Source organism: Psychrobacter sp. APC 3426, assembly GCF_030408035.1.
Taxonomy (GTDB): Bacteria; Pseudomonadota; Gammaproteobacteria; order Pseudomonadales; family Moraxellaceae; genus Psychrobacter.
Map to the genome: position 1 here is coordinate 16,635 of NZ_JASDCF010000028.1, position 25,064 is coordinate 41,698.

The following is a 25,064-nucleotide window of genomic DNA, read 5'->3' on the forward strand; positions in this document are numbered from 1 at the left end:
TTTAATTCTGGACTAAACCGCCCCCGACTATATCGATCGGAGAGTAATTTACTTGAGTCAGGTAGCGATGCCTGACAGAGCTAAATTATCATAATAACGCTTTTTAAATTCAAAAAGTGACGCTTAACTAATCGTACTATGTAAACGATTTTCATTAAACCAGCCCACCCATTCAAGGGTTGCCAGTTCAACTGGCATTAACGCCAGTCTAGCTCTCTTTTAAATAATGTATTACCTCAGACTTGTACAGTCCATTGACCGTTTCAGCCAATGCATTGTCGCACGAATCGCCAGTTGTGCCAACGGAAGCAATCACGCCACAGTCAGCCATCTTATATGTTTAGCGACGAATGGATAAGTACTGAATCCCTCGATAACTGTGATGAACGACATCCTTAATATTGTTCCTATCTGTTATTACTTGATTTAATGCCGCTATCACCATATCCGTGTTCATACGACTAGATACTTTCCAGCCAACGATAGCGCGAGCAAACATATCAATAGTAAAAGCGGTATACATCCAATTGCTCAACGTCTTGATATAAGTAAAATCCGCAACCCACAGCTGGTTAGGACGCTGAGCGCGAAAGTTACGATTAACTAAGTCACTAGCATGCTTTTGGTCGTCACAGCTATTGGTAGTAATCTTGCCTTTGCTACGCCAAACGCCTTGTAGGCCACACTAATTCATCAAACTCTCAATAATACAACGAGCGACCAAAACACCCTCAGCTTTCATCTACTGCTATACTTTGCGAACGCCTTAACGACATTTACTATCCTGCTACATGCGTTCGATTACACTGAGATAAAACTCGTCATGCTGACTGCGAAATAAGCTCTTTACTGGATTATTAGCTAAATATTTTTCACGGTAATGGGTTGATAGAACAATCGGCAACACTCTACAGATTTGCTCGACCCCATAACTATCTCTATGATCATCAATAAAATTGACCATCACTTGGATGGGCGACCCGTCTCCCCCCCCCCGGACGAAAAAAGTGGCAGCTCTCCTAATTATTTCATTGGCTCATCTGAGCTCTCTGCATTCTCGCTCAAGCCCCTAGATACTCTGTTCTTGGCTTTGAGTTTGTGCTGATGTAGGAGTAGTTTAGTCTATGTTCTTCTTATGCCTTGATCGCAGGGTTTCAGGCGTACAAACAATCTTAGGGGCAATGGTTTGGCTGGCTAACCGTTATAGGGATAGTCATTTGCTGATTTAATGAGCATGCGAATGGTGCATTCTTTAATTTCGGGAGTATAGGTTTGTCTTTTCATTGTCGTATTCTCTCAAAATATTAGATCTCCGAAAATATCGGGGCGGTTCACTCAAGGGTACGTCATAAAATAGAGCAATAGCTTCCATTAGAGTCATTTTTACCAGCGGAGTTATACCATGTTAAAATACAGTTATTATCAACATTTAATGGATTAGCTTGACCTTTTAGTTAATGGATTAGCTTGACCTTTTAGATAGCTATTAATCAATGTTACACGGATTAGGCGATTGCTACTGTGTGCTTGACTGGATAATAGGCACATATTGATTAACTTGTGTATTATCTGAAAGAACGTTATGACTAGATGCTGATTGAGAAAAAATGTTCAACGGGAAACCCTCTATATCACTCACTTATTAAGAGAGTGCTTAAAACTAGGTTGCTTTGTACTCCAACTGGGTTTAGTAAAAGCGTATTGGGTCGTCAGTTCTTTAAATTTAATAATGTGACTAAGGAAACCTACAAGGTTTAAAAATTCTGGGTATTTTTAAACCGGAGGCACACCTTCATAAGCTTTTCCTAGTAAACCTTTAAGTTCCTCATAATTATAATCACGCGGATTATAATAAGGACTATCACAAACAATTCGAGCGACTTTATCCGGACCCTCCTCCGGTAAGCCTATCTCTTTAAGTGCCATCCTAATACCCAGAGACCGATTAAGACGATAAATCGCTAAGCCTATCTCTTCACGACTCCTGACATCTAAAGCCTCTGCCAATTTATCCATCGCTCTAATATCAGCATTACGGTTATAGTGAACTGAATACGCAAGAGTAATGGCATGCGCCTCAGCATGAGGCAAATTAAAAGTACCGCCCAAGACATGACAAATTTTGTGATGAATCGCCATACCCACCGAGCCCAAACAAACTCCTGCCAGCCAAGCGCCATAGGCTACCTGCTGACGCGCCGGTATATTTTTCAGATCTCTGATAATTATTGGTAAGCTAGATTTTATAGCTTTAATCGACTCAATTGCCATCATACTAACAATCGGATTCTTATCCTTTGCATAAAGCGACTCTATAGCATGTGCCATTGCATTCATACCTGAACAAGCTGAAATTTGTGCAGGCAATGTTAGGTACAACTCTGGATCATAAATGACTATTTTGGGTAGCACATTAACATCCTTACCAATAGTTTTCCTATGGTTGTCAGTTATCCCGTAGATACTCGTCATCTCGCTACCAGCATAAGTAGTCGGTATAGCGACTATTGGCAAATGTGTTTTCAAAGCGATAGCCTTGGCAAGCCCGATAGTAGAGCCACCACCTAAAGCAAGGCAGCAATCAATGCTACTATCTCTAACAAACTTCACTGCTTTGTCTGCTACCTCTACTGGTACATGCATAACTGCATGAGGATAAACGCCTCTAGATATATTACCTAGCTTATCTGATAGCTCTTTTCCTATTTCTTCATGCCCAGATGTGGTAATTACTAGAACTCTTCGATAGCCTTGTTCAAGAAAAATATCTTTCACTTGAGAGGATCTACCTACACCAAAATAAACATCAATTGGTAACGCATTATAGTGAAAATCTTGCATTTTTCCTCCTTAAAACTTAGCTTTGCTAAAATTATAAGTTAGCAAAAATAAGTCTACTTAAATTTCCTCACGCCGATAAACAAACCTCTCTTCATCATATAACTCGTAGGTGACATCCAGTAGCGTTTTTAGCAAATCCGACTTATCAAAATGACGGACATTCATAATAACTGGTGACGTTAATAATCCGTCTTCGAATGGAATATAACCAATTTCTGTACCGCGTAGGTTCTCGAGCGCTCGAGGCACAATAGTGATCCCCTCTCCTGCAGCTACTAAACCTAAAGCCACATGCAATTCGCTAACTTCTGAAAATGAGCTCGGCTCAATATTGCGTTCCTCGAACAACCCCAAAACAAAGTCAATAAAACTAGGTCGCGGCGCCTTTGGATATAATAATAGATTCTCATTAGCTAGATCAGCAATAGTTATAGTGCTTTGTCGTCGTTGGATGATGGGATGATCAATAGGAACGGCTACCATTAAGCTCTCCTCTCTCAATAAAATACGTCTGACCGAAGCGTCCTCAAAAAACAATCTTCCAAACCCTACATCTATCTTGCCGTTTGTCAGTGCTTGCGTCTGCTGCCACGAATTTAATTCATGAAGTTTTATTTCTATATTAGGATATACCTTGCGAAAGCGTGAGATCACTCTTGGTAACGTTCCGTATAAAATCGACGCTACAAAACCTATAGACAAAGAGCCATCAAACTTCCCCTTACGCATAGTCATCGCTCGAAGATTATCGGACTTTTTTAGAATCTGTATGGCATTCTCGTAGAAGAAAACCCCTGCTTCAGTTAACTTAAGAGGCCGTTGATCACGATCAATCAAAAGCACTCCCATCTCTTCTTCTAACTGTTTTATCTGACGACTAAGTGGTGGCTGGGATATAAAAAGCCGCTCAGCCGCTTTACTAAAGCTTTTTTCTTCTGCCATTGCGACAAAATAACGTAAATGTCTAAGCTCCATATCGTTATCCTTATTATCATTGTTTAATTATCATTAGGCTGTCAATCAACTTTGTCCGTCTATTAAACCCTTGTATTACTATCATACTATACCTAAAAGGTATAAAAAAGCATCATATAAGGTCTTAGACACGGCAGTTTATAAGCCTTATAGTTAATAACAAGCATAACAACTAATTAATCAAGGGTTAGCGCAATATGATTCGTTCAATTACGACATTGCTGGTTCCGATACCTACCATTCGAACTCATAAACTTGCTTGTACGGTAATGAATGAGCAGACCTTAGTCTTAGTTCATATTCAGACAGAAGATGGGCTTGAAGGTTGGGGCGAAGCGACAACCATCGGTGGGCTCAACTATGCAGAAGAGAGCCCACATAGTATCAAGACCAATATAGACACTTACTTCACGCCTTTGTTATTAAAAGAAGCCCCCACTTCCACTGCCAAAGCTATGCAGTTACTAAATCAGCATATCATTGGTAATCGCTTTGCAAAATGCGCAATTGAAACCGCACTACTCGATATCGAGGGCAAACGTCTTGGCATACCGGTCAGTGAGTTATTAGGTGGCCGTGTACGTAATGAGCTTGAAGTGGCATGGACACTTGCCAGCGGTAATACTGATCAAGATATTAGCGAAGCAAAACAGATGATCGAACAAAAAAAGCATCGGATTTTCAAATTGAAAATTGGCAGTAATCCTATTAATGAAGACATTTCTCATGTACTGGCTATCAAGCAAGCTATACCAGAGTATCGTGTCACCGTCGATGTCAATCAAGCATGGACTGAGCTTGAAGCCATGAGCGCAATCAAGCGTTTGCAAGCTGGCGGGGTAGATTTAATAGAACAACCTATCTCTATGCGTAATCAGGCGGGACTGAAACGTTTAAAAGAGCATTTTGAGGTAGCCATCATGGCCGATGAGATTGTCCAAGATCTACAAAATGCTTTTCGTTTAGCAGTTGATCATTGCGCCGATGTCTTTGCAGTCAAAATCAACCAAGCTGGCGGACTAAAGGCAGCCTGCCTCATTGGACAAATGGCACAGCTTGCAGGAATAGAATTATACGGTGGTACGATGTTAGAGGGCCCCATTGGCACGGCCGCATCGGCTCATGTGTTCTCAACTTACCCTAGTTTAAATTTTGATACTGAACTTTTTGGACCTCTATTACTCACCGAAGATATTCTAGCTCGTCCGCTAGATTACAGTAACTTTGGACTGTCTGTGCCAACGGGCCCTGGACTAGGGATCGAGGTGGATCGCGATAAAATCTATCATTATGCAGGACTCAGCCTATCAGCGGTATCAAATACAAACTCTCAACCCTACCTTGCTGCTGAAAATAGCTTATAAAGAATTAAATAATTAACGGGCTCAAAACCATAAGGAAAGAATAATGCTATATCACGTACGAATGGATGTCTTAATACCAAACGATATGGATGCTGACAAAGTTGCCGAACTAAAAGCCACTGAAAAAGCGCTATCACAAAAATTGCAAGAGCAAGGCAAATGGCGTCATATTTGGCGATTGGCTGGCGAGTACTCAAACTTTAGTATCTTTGATGTTGAGAGCAATGAAGAGCTGCACGATATCATGATGTCATTGCCTCTTTATCCTTACATGAAAGTAGAAGTTACGCCACTACTTCGTCATCCATCATCTGTTCGTGAAAATGACAGCTAAAACGATTGAACGACCACGAGGATATCCTCATAAATCAGGTTAAACCCAAGGAGAAAGGACAAGGAACACAAGCAGATTGAAAAAAAATGACAGCTAAAACGATTGAACGACCACGAGGATATCCTCACAAATCAGGTTAAACCCAAGGAGAAAGGACATGGAACACAAGCAGATTGAAAAATTGGCTGAACAGTTCATTAAAGGCAAGATCGACTTCCCTGAGCAAGTTAATCCACGTGTGCAAGAAATCACCCTGCGCATTGTGACCGATTTGATGAAAACGATTAATGATCTAAATATCACTGCTGATGAATACTGGACTGGTGTGTCTTACATTGGCGATTTAGGCAAAGAAGCCGGCCTCTTATCACCAGGTTTAGGTTTTGATCATTTCATGGATTTAATGATTGAAGAACATATGAAAGCGGCTGGATTAGAAGGTGGCACAATACGTACCATTGAAGGGCCACTATATGTATCAGGTGCTCCTGAAGAAAAAGGCTTTGCGCGGCTTGATGATGGTACTGAAGATGAAGAAGGCACAGTGCTATTTATGCAAGGATATGTTTATGACGAAGATGGCAATCCTATCCCTAATGCTAAAGTAGAGGCATGGCATGCCAACACTTTAGGTAACTACTCTTACTTCGATGAATCGCAACCTGACTTTAATCTACGTCGTACTATCATTACTGATGGTGACGGCAAGTATGCTTTTCGTAGTATTGTGCCACTGGGTTACTCAGTACCACCAGGTGGTATGACGGATCAAGTATTAAGTGCTTTAGGACGTCATGGTAATCGCCCTGCTCACATTCACTTCTTCGTTAGTGCTGAAGGTATGCGCAAAATAACCACGCAGATCAATATTGATGGTGATGAATACCTTTGGGATGACTTTGCTTTTGCCAGTCGTGAAGGCTTAGTACCGGAAGTCACCATGGTTGACAACGCTGATAAGCTCAAAGAAAAAGGTCTTGATAAGCCTTATGCTTCAATCGATTTCGACTTCCATCTGTTAAAAAATAGTAAAGCTGATGTACATGGTAGTGAGGTAGCACGTCGCCGTGCCGTGCACAAGGCTAGATAGTATATTTTTTTAAATACTTAGCTTCTTCAGGTATTTACATAAAAGTCATGACTAATAATCTCAATATCTACTTGATACCACGCCCTGCTGTGGTATCAAGCTTAACTTTCGGTAAGCACTCATTATTTTCAACCTAATATCTAATCTTTTTTAACTCACTAATCCATTCATGAACTGGTTGACTAATATAAACACTAATCTTAAGTTTTGAACAATCATAAAATAAAATATGAACAAGGATGTTCTATGAAAAATACGATGAAGAAAATCACCCTACTTACTATCGCTGCTAGCTTGTCATTTACCATCCATGCTTCTGACTCCCACTACGTCCCAGGCATTGAAGGAATAAAAGCAAGTGTAGTACCACCACCTGGAGTGTATTACAAAGGCTATCTCGTAAATTATAGCGCTGATGAAAATGAGGCGTTACCAAATGACAGCGAGGTTAATGTTACCGCACTTGCCAATCGAGCGATATGGGTCACACCGCAAAAGGTACTAGGTGGCGATTTGACATTAGAGGCCATTGTACCGCTTATAAAAACAGATCTAAGAGTCGGTGGTCAAGATGTCGATGAACGTACAGGCTTAGGTGATTTATATGTGGGCGGTGTATTAGGCTGGCATGGCGATAGATGGGATGCAGTCAGTGGTATCGGTTATTGGGCAGAAACTGGCGACTATGATAGCAATCGATTTGCAAGCCCTGGCAAAGGTTATGATTCCGTCATGCTTACCCTTGGTGGTAACGTTAAGCTCAACCAACAAGGTGACTTAAATCTCAGTGCCTTAAGTCGTTATGAGATGCCTAATGGTGACGACCTAGATGATGAGCTAATCATTGAATGGGGTTTGAGCAAAAGTTACGGCTTGCTAGATGTTGGCCTGGTTGGTTACAACACTTTTGAGACCGGTGACGGCGACGAAGAAAGAAACGCCTTAGGACTATCTATTGGCTATTTTTCACCGCCTAACCTACTAGGTGGGGATGTCGCCGTGTATAAAGAGTATTCAAATAAAAATACTTTTGAGGGAGAGGTGATCAGAGCGTCGCTAACCAAAGTATTCTAAAGATTTCCACAAGATCTAAAATGGGGTCAAACTATGATTAACAAAGCGGAGAAAAGCATCACGAATGTGCTCAGTCAAATCAAAGACGGCGCCACGATTATGATTGGTGGTTTTGGTACGGCAGGACAACCTGCCGAACTGATTGATGCGCTCATTGATTTGGGTATCAAAGACCTAGTGATTATTAACAATAATGCAGGCAATGGTGATCATGGTCTTGCCAAACTATTAAAAACAGGGGCAGTGCGTAAGATCATTTGCTCGTTCCCACGTCAGTCAGACTCTTGGGTATTTGACGAGCTATATCATGCGGGAAAAATCGAGCTTGAGCTGGTGCCACAAGGCAATCTGGCCTGCCGTATTCAAGCTGCTGGCATGGGACTTGGTGCGGTATATACGCCAACGGGTTTTGGTACTTTGCTTGCTGAAGGTAAAGAGACGCGCCATATCGATGGCAAAGACTATGTGCTTGAATATCCAATCAAAGCAGATTTTGCCTTAATCAAAGCGGATCAGGGCGATCGCTGGGGCAATTTAGTCTATCGAAAATCAGCACGTAACTTTGGTCCCATCATGGCCATGGCAGCTGACGTGACGATCGCTCAAGTCTCTAGAAGCGTCGATCTGGGTGAGCTTGATCCTGAACACATCATCACGCCAGGTATCTTTGTGCAGCATGTGGTGCAAATCGAGCCTACTCATTCTACTACCGCAGCCAGCGCTTAATACGGTCAATCATAAGGAGCGTCATCATGAGCCATACATTACTCACACGGGATCAAATCGCTGAGCGTGCTGCCCGAGATATTCCAGATGGTGCCTATGTCAATTTGGGCATTGGTCTACCCACCAAAATCGCTAAGTACTTGCCTGATGACAAAGACGTATTTTTACATTCAGAAAACGGCTTGTTGGCTTTTGGCCCGCCCCCTGCCAAAGGCGAAGAAGATCCAGAGCTGATCAATGCTGGCAAGGAATACGTCACCATGTTAGATGGCGGTAGCTTCTTTCACCATGGTGACTCGTTTGCCATGATGCGCGGCGGTCATATTGATATTTGCGTATTGGGTGCGTTTCAAGTGGCGGCCAATGGTGATTTGGCCAACTGGAGCACTGGTGAAGAAGGTGCAATACCTGCAGTTGGCGGTGCTATGGACTTAGCCATCGGTGCCAAAAAAGTCTTTGTGATGACCAATCATACGACCAAGACTGGTGAGCCCAAGATCGTCAGCGAGCTTACCTATCCTGTGACTGGCAAAAACTGCGTCGATCGAATTTTCACCGACCTGTGTGTTATAGACGTTTCGATTAAAGGGCTGGTAGTGACTGAAATGGTCGAAAACCTAAGCTTTAATGACTTACAAGCGGTAACGGGTGCCACACTCATTAACGAGACTAAATAAAAACGCCTCATAATTAAAACTTAGGATAATCACTATGATCGATTCAACCACTGATTTAAACAACGCTTATATTATTGACGCCATTCGCACGCCTTTTGGACGTTACGGTGGTAGTCTAGCCCCTGTACGTACCGACGATTTGGGCGCTATTCCTATTAAAGCCTTGATGGAACGCAATACCAATGTCGATTGGGTGCAAGTAGATGATGTTATTTACGGTTGCGCCAATCAAAGCGGTGAGGACAACCGTAACGTCGGGCGCATGTCATCATTGCTCGCAGGTCTTCCTTATCAAGTGCCTGCTACTACGGTCAACCGCTTATGCGGCTCATCAATGGATGCGTTAGCCATCGCCGCACGGGCAATTAAAGCCGGAGAAGCCAGTCTCATTATCGCAGGCGGCGTTGAGAGCATGAGCCGTGCGCCATTTGTAATGGGTAAGTCAAATCAGGCATTTGGTCGTAACCAAAAATTAAAAGATACTACCATGGGTTGGCGCTTTATCAACCCAAAGCTCGACGAGTTATATGGCACGGAGACCATGCCGCAAACGGCGGAAAATGTCGCTGAGCAGTTCAACATCAATCGTGCTGACCAAGATGCCTTTGCACTACGCAGCCAACAACGTACCCATGCCGCACAAGCATCAGGGTTTTTCAAAGACGAGATTACCCCAGTCATTATCCCGCAGCGCAAAGGTGAGCCCATCATTGTCGATAAGGATGAGCATCCTCGTGCAGACACCACGCTTGAGAAATTAACCAAACTTCGTGCCGTCGTTAAAGAAAATGGCACAGTCACTGCTGGTAATGCCTCAGGCATTAATGATGGCGCAGCAGCCTTCTTAGTAGCGTCAGAGCAAGCCATTAAAGAATTTAATCTCAAGCCGCGTGCGCGTATTGTGGCTTCCACCACGGTAGGTGTCGAACCACGTATTATGGGCTTTGCTCCAGCGCCTGCGATCAAAAAACTACTGGCGCAAACTGGACTGTCACTTGATGAGATGGATGTCATTGAATTAAACGAAGCCTTTGCAGCGCAATCCCTAGCCTGCACGCGTGACTTGGGATTAGCTGACGATAGCGAGCGTGTCAATCCGAATGGTGGTGCGATTGCGCTTGGTCACCCACTTGGCGCATCAGGCGCACGTTTGATTTTGACAGCACTCAATCAACTTGAGAAAACGGATAAGCGTTATGCCATCTGCTCGATGTGTATTGGTGTTGGACAAGGTATCGCGATGATTATTGAACGAATTGAACACTGAATGCATTAATGGCCAACCACCATAAACCTATACGCCACTACCATCATAATCACCCCAAAATGACAAATAAGGATGATCGTTATGCCTGTACTTGAAAATAAAGACATTACCTTAAACTATGTCACTTTTGGTGATAGCCGTAACCCTGCGCTTATATTCTCCAACTCTTTAGGTACCAACTACCACATGTGGCAGCCGCAAATTGATGCTTTGCAAAACGATTATTTCATCATCTGTTATGACACTCGTGGTCATGGAAAATCTTCTGCACCCAAAGGCCCTTATAGCTTAGATCAGCTTGGACAAGACGTCATTGATCTGCTCGATCACTTGAATATTGATAAAGCGTTCTTTTGTGGCATCTCAATGGGCGGCATGACGGGTCAATGGCTGGCCCTCCATTATCCTAACCGCTTTTATCACTTGATGCTGTGCAATACTGCTGCCAAGATTGGTAATGAGGCGGCGTGGATAGCGCGCGCTCAATTGGTTCGCGCGCAAGGTTTGGATTCTATCGCCGCTACAGCCGCATCGCGCTGGTTTACTGAGGGCTTTATCAGTAACCATCCTGATATCGTCAACGCCTTGTCTGACACTCTTGCCGCTAGCAGTAGCAAAGGTTATGCCAGCTGTTGTGAAGCGCTGGCTGTCGCTGATACTCGCGAGCAGTTAAAAGATATCGATGTCGCGATTACGGTGGTGGCAGGTACTGAAGACCCAGTGACGACGGTGGCCGATAGTCAATATATGGTCGATCATATCCCAAATGCCACACTCGCGACTATTGACGCGTCACACATTTCAAATATTGAGCAACCACAAGTATTCAATCAAACTATTCGTAAACACTTTGCCTAAATAAGCATTTTATTTAAATAAACATAGTGCTTAAACCGATTAAAATGATTCGCTTTAAACGATAGCTAAAAAACCTCGACATAAATATGAACTGCCCCCCCCAAAAAACTTGGACGGTTTAGTTTACCCCAAGGACTGAGTTCTGTACTGCACAGGACTCAGTCCTTTTAGTTTCAATTGAATACGCTCATTGTTGTAATAATGATTCTTTGCTATTTTACCCAGTTGACCTTTATATGAGCGGTACTTTTGTCTTCTTATCTTCGCACTGAGTTTCGACTGTTTCATGAGCTTGGCAATAAGCTTATGGTTATGATGAACACCTGACTGTTTTAATGCGACAGTGATTCTGCGATAGCCATACCTGCCCTTGTGCTTGTGATACAAATCGGCAATACGCTGCTTTATATGAGCGTATTTGTCTTTATGACTTAGCGTTGTTCTATGGTAGTAGAAGCTACTCCTTGGTATACGTGCTATCTTTAATAAGTCAGATAAAAGATATTGATCTCTTAATCCTTCGATGAGCCTTGCTTTGTCGCAGTTTGTTCCCTCTCCCTGAGCAAGGCATCGAGCTTTTTTAGGTAAGCGTTCTCCGTGCGCAGGTATGCCAGTTCACGCTTAATCTCTGCTGTTGTCTTGTCGTCATCTGGTTTTCTTGTGATATCTGGCTTGGTCATGGCGCCTCTACCTTGTCGTTTGGGAGTGAGTCCAGACATACCATACTGTCGATACGCTTTATGCCAAAGACTGCTAAGAGCGGGTGAGCTGATGTTGAACTTTAATGCCGTCTCAGATTGACTTAAGCCTTGTTCTAACATGAAGGTTATCACTTGGTGTTTAAAGTCGCTACTGTATTTAGTTTTACTCGCCTTTGGCTTGATAGCCTCTATACCGCCGCTTTGGTATTGATAAGTCCACTTAGACACTATTTTTTTATCAAGTCCAAACTTCTTTACTGTTGCGATTCCGGCATGTCCTTGACGATAGTATGCGATGACTTTGATCTTAAAGTCTAGATTGTAACGCATAAAAATACCCCATAAGTTGTGTCCAACTTATGGGGCAGTTCAGATGGCGGGGTTTTTATGTAAGCATATAGTGAGAAAAATATGACAAACTTATGACTACTAAATACGCTTAAATAAAGCAGAACGACTTGACTCGTCCGTACCATCAGCCGCAGTTAAGAAACGCTCCATATGAATATCGCGCTCAAATAGACGGGCTTGCATCAAAGTTGTAATAGTCGCATCAATCATAGGCGGCGGACCACACATATACGCTTTATGACCTGAGCATTTCCCATTAAAATGGTGCTTGACCGCATCATTCACATAACCTTTGAAGCCTGACCATTCCCCTAACGTATCTTCATCACTTAAAGCAGGAATGTAATGAAAGTTGTCATGCTCTGTTGCTAGCTGCTCAAACTTATCTCTATGATATAGCTCAGGAATATTTCTAGCCCCTTGAAACAGATAGAGCTGACGAGTTTCCCCTTGCTCTAATAAGTCCAGAATCATCGACTCAGGACTTGATAAACCTGACCCGCCTGCCACAAAGATCATATCTTGACTATCGCTACTGCGCACAAAAAACTGACCATAAGGACCTGACAGCTCGATGCTATCACCAACTGCTAACTCATTATGGAGCCAAGAAGTGCCTTTACCTTCACTGACTAAGCGCACATGAAGTTCAACGATATTAGACTGCGACGGCGGATTGGCAATAGAAAAGGCTCGCGTCCCAACATCAGGGATATCTAAGTTGATATATTGGCCGGCTTGGAATTGCATATCGCGATCTAACTGCAAGCGAATTCCTAAAATAGTAGGCGATAAAGGCGTCACTGACTCAACTGTCGCTGTATAATCTTCTACCGGATAGCCCAAAAAGTCAGGATCAACATCTATATCGGCTTCGATGACCAAATCGGACTCAGGATAACAACAACAAGCGAGTACTTTGCCTTCATCGCGCTCAACCTCCATCAGTGCAAAAGTAGAAGCCTCACCAAGATCCGCAAACCCCTCCAAAACTTGAACCTTACAAGTACCGCAAGTACCATGACCGCAAGCAAAAGGTAACCAAACCCCTTGCCTTAAGGCAGCTTGCAGTATCGTTTGACCATCTTCTACTTCAATAACATCACCGGTCGGCTCAATAGTGACTTCATAAGACATATCGCTCTCCCTCGCAATATCTGTAATTATTTATTACTTAGATGAATGTGCGCTTCAAATAATGGTGGATTTTATACCCCTGTTCCTTTCCAACCATTTAAGCCAGGTGTTTTAAATCGTAATAATGACTTGTGATCAAACCCTAATGCTTCAAGCGTTTTGTCATCTGTTGGCGTTATTGATTCTCCATTAAGATTCCACTCAACCTCATCCCATTTGATATTTTCAAAATCTGGATGCTGATTAAAACCTTCAGATAATACTCCAGCCTTAAAATCTGCAAAAGTCATTGTGGGAGGTAATGGGAAGGCTTTAGCTGAACAAAACAGTAAATGCTCATCCCAACCAATAAAGACTAGAATGTTGTCGCCATAGTTTTCTTGTTTGTCCATAACCTTGCCCGTGTAATCTGGGCGAATCGCTGTAACTGCCATAATAATTTCCTTATTAATATATTTGCTAATTAATTACTTGCTTACTAACTATTTAACATTCTATTGTTGAGAGCTTATTTGTGTATTTTGGTTCAGTAGCGCTGACTTTGTTTAGCCGCGCTACTAAGCTCTAATCAACCAATAAATTAAGCGGTGCCTTTCCATTTGTTCCAGTTTTGCTCATCCACAGAACCTTTGAAGTCCATATTATCGACACCCACATTGAAGCGATAATACTCACTAAGAATCTTCTCAAGCTCAGGGCCACCACAGTTACCTTGCAATATTTGCTGTACTGGTAACCACGCTTGCACGTACTTTTCAGGCTCATCAACGAAGATATCATGGCAACCATTTGAACACATGTGGTAGCGCTCATCGTTATAAACTGTCGTGCGATAGCTAAATGTACCAGGATCACCGTCCATTTCCGTAAAGGTCATGGGTACCTGACAGACTTGGCACAACATAGGCAGGCCTGAGCTATAAAAACGCTTGCCTTCTGCTTCCATTTTCTTTGCCAACTCCCAACGCGGACGATAGTATTTATCAAAAGTGTTAGGGTATTTTTCACTGAGCCAGTCAAGCTCTTCATCAGAAGGGATAAAGGTATGGAAACCAGCCGCATGACCGAAGTTATAGAAAATCCACCATGCTTGATGCGAGATATGTTCTTTTTCCTTTTCAATTACTTCGCTGTATTTTGGTCTTTTTAGGCCATAACGAGCGAGATCATCAAACAACGCCCCGCCCGCATCTTCAAAATATACTTCCCACGCTTCTTTCCAAGACATAACTTTGTTCGGTAGCATATAATCCATCATCATGCCCACGATAGACAGTAGACGGGTGCCACGCCAAAACCACTTATCAATCCATTTTTGTACAATTGGCAGGTTATCTTCGTGCTGTTCTAGCAAGAACTTGATAATCTCAAGCCCTAATGTCATATGACGTGCTTCATCCGATTGGGCACTAAAGCCAAAAGTGACGGTAGCCATATCACCATTGTGAGCTGCACCAGACATGAAAGGTACGAATAACAAATTGGTTAGTACGTATTCAAAAGAAAACGAAATGGCAAGCAAGAACTCAAATGGTCCTGCTGAGCGTGCGTCTTCAAAGAACGACTTAGGAACAGATAAATACCAAACACGGTCATGCATATGGCTCCAATCTTGAAAACCATTGAAATACTTATTAAAGTGACTCATTGCATGAACTTGGGTTTGAACATGACGTAGCTCATCGATAGACTGCATTTGACAAGCAATGCGTGCACCAATACCACTGAACTGACGACCTACGTTAGCGTAGCCTTGATAGGCCTGATACTCTAAAGGAGTAACTGCTGTCAAAAAAAGCTTGATAGCATTAAGGTAGCGTGGGTCTGAGACGTTCATTTGACCATTATTCTGAGAAAATGCATCAAAAATAGCGTAAAGCTTTTTCTCTTTTTCGGCCTGATACTTCCAATAAGTATCCATCGTCAGACGAAACGGGTCTTCCCACTTTGACCAATCAGTAATCTTGATACCTTCAAAGTCTTCGTGAGGAAAGGCTTCTTTTTTATCTTCATAAGAAAAGTCCCAATCAAGATCACGAGTGAGTAGCCGATACTTTTCTTTCAGATTTAAGCGCTTTTTAGTTTTTGTGATACTCATGTTGTACTCCTTAGCAAATGCTAGGTTATTAGTTAATGATATACTTCAATCGTTCATAGCTAATTAAGACTATCAACTCCAGCTCAGTGTCAGAGAATCTTCTTCCTCTTCGACATTCCCGCCAAGTGTTACCAAGCTAAGCTGCAGCTCTTGAACATCCCATTCACGGCCGAGCTTTTCTTCTACCGTTTCGCGATTGATGACCAAGCGATCTTCGCATTCCATACGAATCATAGCTGGCTGGTAGGTAACGGTGACTTCTGGATTATCTTCTTCAACAGCCTGAACGATATAACGCGACATATCGTTGTCTTGTAACGCCAGATATACTTTTGACATAAGCTTCTTCCATGAAAATTGGTTTAATTTACGATGATAAATTTATAATTAGATTAAGCAGCGCTTTGCACAACTAAACCGGCAGTTTTACAACGTTTTGCCAACTGTGCCTGAATGTCATCCAACACGACTAACACTTGTTCAGCATCAAATAGCTTTTCAATCAAAGGACGATAGGCAGTGGCAACTTTCTCTTGCCACGTATCTAGCCACTGCTGGCAGCACTCCTTATTTTCTTCACTTTCTGCAACCACCGTCTTGATGATACTGTTGCTCCAGCCCGTTATGTCTTTGAAACAATCTTGCATAAACTCAGTCAGGATAGCGATATCACGACCGTTATTTTCAACCAACCAGTTATCTAAATGCTGATAATGTACAACGTGAATAAAAGTATCTATGACTAAAGACTGCGCGAGAAACAGCTCAAACCAATCTTTGACGATTAAGGTATGTTCACAAAGCGCCCGAATACCTTGCCACGCGTCATCGTTCATCCAGTACTCTTTGCCTTGCTGTAATGAGTCACTAGAGTTGCCATCAATCAACAAGCCAATACGAGATAAGTATTGCGCCATGCCCAGTCTGTCCATGCCAGCATACAAACACGCTTGGGTAATTGCTGTGCCATAACCATAAGCAGCACCATACATATAGTTTAGATTGGCAGTTTGCTCAACGTGACGTAGGGGTATCAGACCAAAAGTAATGGCTTCTATTACTTCTTCATCTAAATTATCTACAAGCTCACGTTTTTCGAAGAACTTATAGTTCCCTTCGGCGATGTCTTGCATACGTGCTCTATTCTGAACATAGGCACCATAATAAAACTGACGAGGATCTTTCAGGTCGTACCAATCTTCCATCTGAATAATCGTGTAGTTTTCATCGTTCAATGTTTTGTCAGGATTCCATAGTGGACGATAATTAAAGTTAGCCGTGCCCTGCGCATCATAAGTTGCCTCTTGATAACGAGTTGCAGGTTTGTCACCAAAACGCCGAGCGATGTTCGCATAGGTATGACGAACGGGTTCAAGCGTTGATGTTTTGATTTCTAAAGACATGCTTTTTTCTCCTTGATATAAATTATTGCGCTCTAGTCGCGAGCGCCTTCCGTGTTTAACAACAATTATGATGAAGTAGGTTTAATGGTTGCGAGTTTCTGAGTGGTTTTGGCCTACTAAGGTAGTCTCTGTGCCATAACGCCACTTGTCTTCTTCCTGATCATTAATATGCATCTGCTCAGGTGTCATGTTGATGACGTTGTTATTGGCACAAAACTCCTTAAAGCTTTCAGGAGGTAATACTAGCTCAACAAAGAGACTAGATTCGCCAATAGCAAAGTCAAACATGACAAACTTATCATCCGGATCACTTCTAACCCGAACATATTTGGGCAAGTCATTAAAAGAAAGATTAGACTCTTGATGATAATTTGATGAGGTATTAGGTGAATTCATTCTCAACTCCTTTTCTTAAATGGTATGAATATAGACAGTCCTTATCCGGTATTTACTACCTTACAAGTTGTATGCCAACTTTATAATTATTGACTTAAGTTTTTGATTTTAATAAAATTATTAAATAACACTACGCATTAACCATCTAAGCTCAATAGTTTTATTTCATGATTTGAGTCATTCATTTTTCAAAATTTCATGAAATACTTAAATTATTAAATTTAGAATCGCTGCTCATAGTTTGATATAGCTTGATAGGCCATGTATTTAGCATGATAAAATTGCATGATTTAGATGGATGTGTAATGATGATTGGCTTAACCATCTAAGGATAGATGTTACTCAGCTCCTTACAAGGAACGCATCTGCTATGTCAAAACAAACCTCTTATAAAGATGATACTCCTGAAGTAAATGCAGTCCCTCATCCATCTAAATTTCTCGATGGCAAGGCTATACCTGAGCCAATCAAACTTAATAAAAAAAATAATAAAGAGAAAACTGAATTCTCAAAGAGAATCGAAGATTTATTGACACATCTTGAGTTTGATTTGCATTCAGGGAAAATATGGTTCGGCGGTCAACGCATGATATTAAGCCATGCTCATGCCCTATGGCGTCTACGAGAGGATGTCGAGTCGACTTTGGGTAGCGATATTATGCAGCGGCTTTTTTTTCGTTACGGTCATTTTGCTGGGGAACAAGACGCTGAGATTAGTAAGAAATTACGTCCAGATGGTAGCTGGAAAGAAGTGTTTCTGTCTGGTCCACAACTACATACTATTCGAGGAATGGTAAAAGTAGTTCCTGACGAGATGATCGTAGATTTCGATAATGGAGAGTTTTTTGCAAGCTTTGACTGGCATCATTCATTTGAAGTGGCTTATCATAAAAAGTTTCATGGGGTTTCAGATAAGCCGATATGTTTTAGCTCACTGGGTTACGCCAGCGGCTATACCAGCTCCTTCTTTGGCCGTCAGATTGCTTTTAAAGAAGTACAATGCGCGGCAATGGGTTTTGATCATTGTCGTATTGAAGGGCGACCATTAGAGGACTGGGAGGAAGAAACGGATCTTGAAAGGTTTTTCAACACTGAGCGCTTAAATACTGAACTGTTTGAGCGGCGCAGTAATTTTGATGAGATAAAAAGACAAAACCCTGATTTACGTATCAACCCTGAAGGATTTTTTTCTGCTATTGGTGAATCGCCTTCTTTTAAAAAGGCAACAGCGCTGATGAAAAAGGTCGCAAAAACCAAAGCGACTGTTTTATTGCAAGGAGAAACTGGGGTTGGTAAAGAGGTATTTGCTCAAGCGCTCCACGATGCTAGTGATCGCAGAAGCAACCCTTTCATCGCTATAAACTGTGCCAGCATCCCTACCGATCTTATTGAGTCTGAGCTGTTTGGTGTTGAAAAAGGCGCTTTTACTGGCGCTACGCAATCTCGAAAAGGCAAAATTGAAGCGGCGCATTTAGGGACACTCTTTTTGGATGAAGTTGTTGAGTTATCACCGCGGGCGCAAGCAGCTCTACTGCGCGTATTACAAGAAGGTACACTCAACCACATCGGTAGCTACATTGATATAGCTGTTGATATTCGAGTGGTTGTAGCCACCAATGAGAATCTAAAACAGGCCGTAGCTCAAGGAAAGTTTCGTCAAGATTTATATTATCGATTAAACACTTTTCCTATCTACCTACCTCCTTTACGAGAGCGTAAGCAGGACATACTTCTACTAGCCAAGTTTTTCTTACATAAATATGCGGATATGTATCAAAAAAATATTCAAGGTTTTACAGATCAAGCGCGAGAATATCTGAGTTTATATAATTGGCCAGGCAATATACGAGAGCTACAAAACGTCACCGAGCGAGCGGTCATACTCAATGATAACCACAAGTGGATTGATGCTAGTGATTTACTTTTATCCAATATCGAAGATAATAATATGAATGATAATAAGCTTCGAATATCGGCTGAAAGTGGTGGTTTACAGCATTCTAGCATTGACGACCATAGTAATACCGCACTTGCCACTTTATTCCATGGTGGCTTTGATTTAGAAGTGTTTAACGACAAGCTTATTCGTGTCGCTTTAAGTCAGTGTGATGGTAATGTATCAAAGGCTGCACGACTCTTAAATATCAGCCGCGCAAAACTTGACTATCGACTACGCAAGCTCAATTAGCGGTGATTGTTATATGCAAAGTAACTAAAACTATAGTCAATCCCACTGACTTACTCGCTACATTTTCGCAAACAAGTACTAAAAAGCTTAGACGAGGGTATGACCTTTGCCGAGGCAGCTGAATTCTATAACCTCAGCCCAACCACCATACAAAACTGGAAGCGACGTGTTCATAGTAAAACAACCAGGCAAACCAAACCCTATAAAATACCAGATGACGTGCTACTCAATGATGTCAAAGAACATCCTGATGATTACCAGTATGAGCGAGCTCGTCGTTTAAACTGTAGTAAAACAGGCATTTATCATGCCCTAAAGCGTCTTGGTATCAGTCAAAAAAAAGACCTTAGAGCATCTAAAAGCCTGTCCGATAAAAATAGCACAGTATCAGAGCAAACTTAATAGCTTTAGGCAGCAAGGCTATCCCATCGTTTATATATACGCGCGCGGCTTTGAGGCTGAAACCATTCGCTCTCATGGCTATGCACCGATTGGTAAACCCTGTATCGATAGCTACAACTGGCAAGCAAAAAAGCGAACGAATGTCATCGGAGCTCTATATGAAAAGATGCTGTTTGCCCTAGGTTACTTTGAGACAAACATCAACAGCATCGTCTTCTATCACTGGTGCAAACATAAGCTAATCCCAACGCTTAAAACCAAATGCGTGATTGTGATGGATAACGCCAGATTTCATAAGAGTAAGCGTATTCAAAAGCTACTTAATAGGCATGGTCATCGTATTCTATGGCTGCCACCCTACAGCCCTGATCTGAACCCTATCGAAAAGAAATGGGCTCAGGTGAAGTTTCTACGCCAAGGCTGGATGGAAAATGACTTATCCAAATTGTTTTATGATGTTTGTCCTAACCATAACAATTTTATTTTGAACTGACTATAGCGTTATGAATCTTTAATTTAGCTGACACAGAGTTTTGAACGTCCTCTACCTTTGATACATATTCTTTTCATCAATAAGTCGATACGATTAAGTAGACTTTAACTTATGATTAAATATTTTTTTAGCTACATTAACGAAATTATCAACGACGGTATAGTTTTCTTTTTTTCGGTATCTGAGAATAATTGGGCTAAAAGCAAACTCTTCACTTAGAGGAAGAAATACCAGATCTTTACTATAAAGATTAACCACCCCCTCATTCACTATTGTAATTCCAAATCCAGCCAACACTAATCCCAAAGCAGATTGAATATCACGTACAGGCTCAAATAAATTTGAGGGTGACATCATTTTGACTTCGAAAATTTTAAGAATAATTAATAGGAAATTTGGTTGTGGAGTATCAGGAAATAAAATCATCGGTTCATTAACGATATCTTCTAAAGACAGAGACTGGTTAACTTTTAGCTGTAACAGTGGATGCTCTTTGTATAAAGCAACATAAAGTTTTTCTTCTTTCAGAATAATACGCTCAATCTCGTGATCTATAATTTTAAGCCCACCAACTCCTATGTCAATCTTGCCGTTTTTTAATTCTTCAATCTGTTGAAGAGTATTCATGGCTTCGACATGAATGGAAATATCAGGATACTTTAATCGGTAATATTTGATGCATTCTGCCAGTTCGCTGTACATGGCAGAACCAATAAATCCAATACGCAGTGTATTATTGGCTCCGCCAATTTGCTGAGTCATCTTCTTAAGATGCATTTCACTCTGCACAATTTTTTTAGAATTTTCATAGAAGTATTTACCTGCCTCTGTCAATTCTATGGATCGAGTATTACGTACCAATAACGACACTTCTAACTCTTCTTCCAAATTTTGTATAGCACGACTTAATGGTGGCTGAGCAATAAATAATTTTTCAGCCGCTTTTGTGAAACTCATCTCATCAGCTACAGCAATGAAATATTTCATTTGGCGAATATCCATATTGTGCGGCTGTCCTCTTAAAGATCAATAATAAGGTGCTGTGATTTTATTTTTGAACAGCAGGGTGTAAACATAGTCAAATGGTCTGTTTCATTTAAAATCATATCCTGATGATGCAGCTCTCCTTCGGTGTAACGCAGTGTACATGTACCACAAATACCCTGTTCACATGACATTGGTACTACATAACCTGCCTTATTTAAAACCTCGGCAATATTATCTGTTTGTAATAATGAAATTTTTTGTCCTGTAGATGCAATTTCTATGATGTGTTCTTGGAAAGGAGCCAACTGCAATGCAGTATTAGTATTTTTAAAGCACTCTTTATGAATAAAAGGTTTAGTCCATTGCATTTTTAATGCCTGACTTTCAACATATTGAATAAAATGTGCAGAGCCACAAACATAAATGTGTGTATTGACTTTTTCTTGCTGTAAAACTGCTGCGATATCAAAGCCGTTAGTTTGTTGATTACCAATATAGGTCACATAATGGCTATTACGGTTCATGATATGAAATTCATCAATACGGTCAATAAATGGGATATTCGGCTGACGTATACAATAATGTAAATCACATTTACGTTGATCGATAGCAAGGCTTGACCACATACTCAAAATAGGTGTAATGCCGATTCCACCTGCAATCAACAGAACTTTTTGGTCAGTATCATCGAGTTCAAATAGATTACGTGGTTCACTTATTTTAATAAGGTCGCCCACTCTAAGTTGCTCGTGAATATAACGAGATCCACCTAGTGATTGCGGCTCTTTTAAAACACCTATTTCGTAATATCTACGGTCTTGTAGTGGACTAATGAGTGAATATTGACGTACTTTGCCATGAGGAAAATGGAAGTCTATGTGCGCACCACTATTAAAATGAGGTAATAACTTGGTATGAATTGGAACAAGTTGAATACTTAGGATATTGTCAGATTCATAGCGCATTTGCTTTATGCGCACATCAATGAGGTTATTCACATTCAATCCATATCTTCTACAGGGTTTAAAATTATGATTCGATATATCTTTATTAGGCCGTGTCCCTAATTTAAAAATGCGGTAAAAAGTGCCAAACTACGCCTAAATTTATAGAATTTAGAACAGGAAAAAATGGAACGAATCGCATTGGCAGATGAATTCTAAAAGTCAGCCTATGATTCTCATTCTTCAAGTTTATAGCAAACCTTAACCCTGTATTTTCTTTCGAATGATTGATATTTTTTTCATGATGAATATCCTTATTGATTTAATGCACATTGTACTGTATAAAATCAATTAGTTTAAAGGTCTAATTCTAGAACAGGAGAACGTGATCTAGAAACACAAATCATCATCCGTTGATTGCCTTGTTTCTCAGTATCGCTTAAAACCATATCTAAGTGCTCAGGTTCACCACGAAGTACTCTGCATTCACATGCACCACAAATACCCGCACGGCAAGAAAATGGTACCTCTACGCCCTGCGCTTCGATTGCTTCCAAGATTGACTGCTCAGGTTTTACAAGAATGTCGCGTCCTGATTTTGCTAATTTTACGGTAAAGTCTGATATAGCCAGTTCTGTCTTATTCTCTGACGTATTCAGTTTCGGCGCATTAAACCATTCAAAATGTACTCTTTCTGCAATATCAGCTGAAGCCTCTTTGAGTGCCAGCATTAGTGGATTTGGACCACAGCAATAGATATGGGTATTTTCAGCATTATCTTGTACAATTTTTTGTAAATTCAACAAATCTGCTTGTTCATCATTGAAATGGAAATGAATATTTTTTTCCTGATTAAGCGCACATAGACTTTCATAAAATGCAGCACGTTGTCGATTTCGTACAGAATAATATAATGTCCATTTTTTTTGATGTGCAATACACCAATGAATCATCGAGAGAATTGGGGTAATCCCAATCCCTCCTGCAATGAAACAATATTGTTCAGCATCAACCAACTCAAAATGATTACGTGGTGTGCTTACGCTCAGCATATCACCAAGCTTTATCTTTTGATGAATAAAAGCTGAACCACCCTGGCTATTTGGATCCAAACTCACAGAAAATACATAACGATCAGTCTCTACAGATGAATTTAACAATGAGTAATGTCTCGTCAGTCCATTCGCAAGATAAATTTCTATATGCGACCCTGCTGTAAATGATGGAAGTGCTTGTTTCTTTTCATCTCTAAGCTCCAAGAGCAGGATACCTTTGGCTTCACATTGGATATCTGTCACTCTGAGCTTTAATTTTCCTACTGTCATAACCACCACCTCCTTTTAGTGGAATGAACATGAAGTACTTCTCAACAAGTACTTCACGATGTATTGATAATATTTAAGCTTGATTTTGCTGTGTCTCTTGGCTAATCAGCTCTAAAAGTTTCTTACGTACACGTACAGGTGCAATATCATTTGACATTAATAATGGGTCTAAAGAGAAGAAATCGGTAGTTTCCATCTCTGTCTGTACGGCTTCAAGTAACGGTACGTCTTCATCTTCAAATGCACGATGCATATTCTGAATTTTCATCATATTAAAACTTGCATCTTCTTCGATATGATTACGACGTGTCGCAAAGAAATAGTGCGTTGTGGTATCAGTTTCAGGGGTGGTAGTATGTAAATCATATTGATTTAAATCATCTACGCCAAATTCTCCGTTTTGTACAGCAGCAACAGTAAGTTGAATATGCGAAGGTGCCGTCCATGTGATGTTAAAATATTGCTGAGCTGAGGCTTGTGGATCTGGTAACAATGGTGCAAAAATCATCATTGCAGGTTGTTGTTCCCATTCCCAACGTGCAGAAATACTATTATATGTTTCTGTAACCTGTGGAATAATTGGTGACAGCTTGCCACGCGTTGTAATAATTTCACCATGTACATGATCGATATGACTTAAATCCATTACATTATCGGTTAAGAGTTCAAAATTGCATTTTACATGCATATAGGTATGACCAACCGAATTTGGATGTCCTGACAATAGTTCGCTGTAATCTGGGATTAAATTTTCATCGGCGTTTTCTGCGTTACCCATCCAAATCCAAACAAAACCATAGCGTTCTATCAAAGGAAAAGATTGTATTTTCGCCGCAGTTGGAATGTGACCTTTCCCATGAGGATTATGTACACATTGACCAGTGCAATCAAATTTTAAAGCATGATATGGGCAAACCAATTGGTCGCCTTCTCTTCTCCCTAAACTTAAAGGTGCGAAACGATGAGGACAACGATCATGTAGCGCAACAGGCATACCATCTTGAGTGCGATAAATTACCATGTTGATATTCATAATTTTGCGCTTAAATAGATTAAATGCATCAACCTCGGTTGAAAGCGCAGCAACATACCAGCATTCTTTTAAAAAAACATCCTCAGACTGCGTGTGCGTTTTAAAAATCATCTTATTCATTTAGCATCTCCTTGCTATATTGACAATATTTATTGAACTATTCCGTTTAGCTAATTACTTTACAATAAATGAGTTTAGAAACGTTTTCCAATATCAAATATATCTTAATTGGATACTTTAAAGGTATTAATTCTAAATTGTAGATTTAACTAGCGGAGTTTTTCAAGCTAGTTGTCACCATCAAGCCCAATTAAGCAGCTTGTAATCTCATCTTTTCTGGCTCTTTTACAGGATTCAATGTCGTCGGACCCACAGGCTCACAATCTCTCACCTCTTGACT

25 protein-coding genes and 1 pseudogene are annotated in these 25,064 nt (G+C 40.9%); 11 read left to right on the top strand and 15 right to left on the bottom strand.

Translation table 11 applies throughout. The annotated features are described in order from the left end of the window. Nucleotides 1–126 precede the first annotated feature (126 nt). From QL919_RS11880 to QL919_RS11890, 3 genes and pseudogenes are all read right to left on the bottom strand, one after another. A pseudogene (locus QL919_RS11880) lies at nucleotides 127–1,284 on the bottom strand (IS3 family transposase); the annotation flags it as partial. Nucleotides 1,285–1,773: 489 nt separating this feature from the next. Beyond that, a complete protein-coding gene (locus QL919_RS11885; RefSeq protein ID WP_290189706.1) occupies nucleotides 1,774–2,841 on the bottom strand; it encodes a maleylacetate reductase in 1,068 nt (355 codons plus the stop codon). A gap of 57 nt (nucleotides 2,842–2,898) precedes the next feature. Continuing rightward, nucleotides 2,899–3,816, bottom strand: a complete 918-nt coding sequence (locus QL919_RS11890; protein WP_290189707.1) for a LysR family transcriptional regulator — start codon at nucleotides 3,814–3,816, stop codon at nucleotides 2,899–2,901. Nucleotides 3,817–4,013: 197 nt separating this feature from the next. Here QL919_RS11890 and QL919_RS11895 point away from each other — a divergent pair, with 197 nt between their 5' ends. The 8 genes from QL919_RS11895 to pcaD all read left to right on the top strand — a co-directional run bounded on the left by QL919_RS11895 (nucleotide 4,014) and on the right by pcaD (nucleotide 11,206). Beyond that, complete coding sequence (locus QL919_RS11895; RefSeq protein WP_290189708.1) at nucleotides 4,014–5,180, top strand: muconate/chloromuconate family cycloisomerase; 1,167 nt, start codon at nucleotides 4,014–4,016, stop codon at nucleotides 5,178–5,180. 43 nt (nucleotides 5,181–5,223) lie between these two features. Then, the gene (catC, locus tag QL919_RS11900; protein WP_102091449.1) at nucleotides 5,224–5,514 is read left to right on the top strand and encodes a muconolactone Delta-isomerase; all 291 of its coding nucleotides are present in this window, start codon (nucleotides 5,224–5,226) and stop codon (nucleotides 5,512–5,514) included. 157 nt (nucleotides 5,515–5,671) lie between these two features. Then, nucleotides 5,672–6,604, top strand: coding sequence for a catechol 1,2-dioxygenase (gene catA / locus QL919_RS11905; protein ID WP_290189709.1), 933 nt, complete (start codon nucleotides 5,672–5,674; stop codon nucleotides 6,602–6,604). A gap of 246 nt (nucleotides 6,605–6,850) precedes the next feature. Beyond that, complete coding sequence (locus QL919_RS11910) at nucleotides 6,851–7,678, top strand: transporter (protein ID WP_290189710.1); 828 nt, start codon at nucleotides 6,851–6,853, stop codon at nucleotides 7,676–7,678. 33 nt (nucleotides 7,679–7,711) lie between these two features. Then, nucleotides 7,712–8,404, top strand: coding sequence for a 3-oxoacid CoA-transferase subunit A (locus tag QL919_RS11915; RefSeq protein ID WP_290189711.1), 693 nt, complete (start codon nucleotides 7,712–7,714; stop codon nucleotides 8,402–8,404). A gap of 26 nt (nucleotides 8,405–8,430) precedes the next feature. After that, nucleotides 8,431–9,081, top strand: coding sequence for a 3-oxoacid CoA-transferase subunit B (locus tag QL919_RS11920; RefSeq protein ID WP_102091445.1), 651 nt, complete (start codon nucleotides 8,431–8,433; stop codon nucleotides 9,079–9,081). Nucleotides 9,082–9,115: 34 nt separating this feature from the next. After that, nucleotides 9,116–10,348 carry a 3-oxoadipyl-CoA thiolase gene (gene pcaF / locus QL919_RS11925; RefSeq protein ID WP_201572145.1) on the top strand — a complete coding sequence of 411 codons (1,233 nt, stop codon included), beginning with the start codon at nucleotides 9,116–9,118 and terminating at the stop codon, nucleotides 10,346–10,348. 81 nt (nucleotides 10,349–10,429) lie between these two features. After that, the gene (gene pcaD / locus QL919_RS11930) at nucleotides 10,430–11,206 is read left to right on the top strand and encodes a 3-oxoadipate enol-lactonase (RefSeq protein ID WP_290189712.1); all 777 of its coding nucleotides are present in this window, start codon (nucleotides 10,430–10,432) and stop codon (nucleotides 11,204–11,206) included. Between the two features lie 123 nt (nucleotides 11,207–11,329). On the opposite strand, the gene QL919_RS14170 is transcribed toward pcaD, so the two are convergent. From QL919_RS14170 to QL919_RS11965, 8 genes are all read right to left on the bottom strand, one after another. Continuing rightward, entirely contained in the window at nucleotides 11,330–11,815 is a 486-nt protein-coding gene (locus QL919_RS14170; protein WP_356650416.1) for an IS3 family transposase, read from the bottom strand. Beyond that, nucleotides 11,719–12,237 carry a helix-turn-helix domain-containing protein gene (locus QL919_RS11935; RefSeq protein ID WP_290189713.1) on the bottom strand — a complete coding sequence of 173 codons (519 nt, stop codon included), beginning with the start codon at nucleotides 12,235–12,237 and terminating at the stop codon, nucleotides 11,719–11,721. The genes QL919_RS14170 and QL919_RS11935 overlap by 97 nt, the downstream gene beginning before the upstream one ends. A gap of 99 nt (nucleotides 12,238–12,336) precedes the next feature. Beyond that, entirely contained in the window at nucleotides 12,337–13,395 is a 1,059-nt protein-coding gene (locus tag QL919_RS11940; RefSeq protein WP_290189714.1) for a 2Fe-2S iron-sulfur cluster binding domain-containing protein, read from the bottom strand. Between the two features lie 71 nt (nucleotides 13,396–13,466). Next, complete coding sequence (locus tag QL919_RS11945; protein ID WP_102091440.1) at nucleotides 13,467–13,829, bottom strand: phenol hydroxylase subunit P4; 363 nt, start codon at nucleotides 13,827–13,829, stop codon at nucleotides 13,467–13,469. A gap of 146 nt (nucleotides 13,830–13,975) precedes the next feature. After that, nucleotides 13,976–15,493, bottom strand: coding sequence for an aromatic/alkene/methane monooxygenase hydroxylase/oxygenase subunit alpha (locus QL919_RS11950; protein WP_290189715.1), 1,518 nt, complete (start codon nucleotides 15,491–15,493; stop codon nucleotides 13,976–13,978). Between the two features lie 72 nt (nucleotides 15,494–15,565). Continuing rightward, entirely contained in the window at nucleotides 15,566–15,832 is a 267-nt protein-coding gene (locus tag QL919_RS11955) for an MmoB/DmpM family protein (protein ID WP_290189716.1), read from the bottom strand. Between the two features lie 53 nt (nucleotides 15,833–15,885). Next, nucleotides 15,886–16,896: an aromatic/alkene monooxygenase hydroxylase subunit beta gene (locus tag QL919_RS11960; protein ID WP_290189717.1), complete on the bottom strand. Its 1,011-nt coding sequence runs from the start codon at nucleotides 16,894–16,896 to the stop codon at nucleotides 15,886–15,888. Between the two features lie 81 nt (nucleotides 16,897–16,977). Next, entirely contained in the window at nucleotides 16,978–17,292 is a 315-nt protein-coding gene (locus QL919_RS11965; protein WP_290189718.1) for a phenol hydroxylase subunit, read from the bottom strand. Nucleotides 17,293–17,662: 370 nt separating this feature from the next. On the opposite strand from QL919_RS11965, the gene QL919_RS11970 reads away from it, so the two are divergent. The 3 genes from QL919_RS11970 (at nucleotide 17,663) to QL919_RS11980 (ending at nucleotide 20,375) form a co-directional block, all read left to right on the top strand. Then, complete coding sequence (locus tag QL919_RS11970; protein ID WP_290189719.1) at nucleotides 17,663–19,480, top strand: sigma-54-dependent Fis family transcriptional regulator; 1,818 nt, start codon at nucleotides 17,663–17,665, stop codon at nucleotides 19,478–19,480. 99 nt (nucleotides 19,481–19,579) lie between these two features. Further along, entirely contained in the window at nucleotides 19,580–19,882 is a 303-nt protein-coding gene (locus QL919_RS11975; RefSeq protein WP_356650413.1) for an IS630 transposase-related protein, read from the top strand. Next, a complete protein-coding gene (locus QL919_RS11980) occupies nucleotides 19,803–20,375 on the top strand; it encodes an IS630 family transposase (protein ID WP_290189720.1) in 573 nt (190 codons plus the stop codon). The genes QL919_RS11975 and QL919_RS11980 overlap by 80 nt, the downstream gene beginning before the upstream one ends. Before the next feature lie 93 nt (nucleotides 20,376–20,468). Here QL919_RS11980 and QL919_RS11985 read toward each other — a convergent pair whose 3' ends face one another. The 4 genes from QL919_RS11985 to QL919_RS12000 form a co-directional block, all read right to left on the bottom strand. Beyond that, nucleotides 20,469–21,377, bottom strand: coding sequence for a LysR family transcriptional regulator (locus QL919_RS11985; protein WP_290189721.1), 909 nt, complete (start codon nucleotides 21,375–21,377; stop codon nucleotides 20,469–20,471). 17 nt (nucleotides 21,378–21,394) lie between these two features. Next, complete coding sequence (locus QL919_RS11990) at nucleotides 21,395–22,360, bottom strand: PDR/VanB family oxidoreductase (protein ID WP_290189722.1); 966 nt, start codon at nucleotides 22,358–22,360, stop codon at nucleotides 21,395–21,397. Between the two features lie 302 nt (nucleotides 22,361–22,662). Continuing rightward, nucleotides 22,663–23,631, bottom strand: a complete 969-nt coding sequence (locus tag QL919_RS11995) for a PDR/VanB family oxidoreductase (protein ID WP_290189723.1) — start codon at nucleotides 23,629–23,631, stop codon at nucleotides 22,663–22,665. 73 nt (nucleotides 23,632–23,704) lie between these two features. Further along, nucleotides 23,705–24,784: an aromatic ring-hydroxylating dioxygenase subunit alpha gene (locus QL919_RS12000; protein WP_290189724.1), complete on the bottom strand. Its 1,080-nt coding sequence runs from the start codon at nucleotides 24,782–24,784 to the stop codon at nucleotides 23,705–23,707. Nucleotides 24,785–25,064 lie beyond the last annotated feature (280 nt).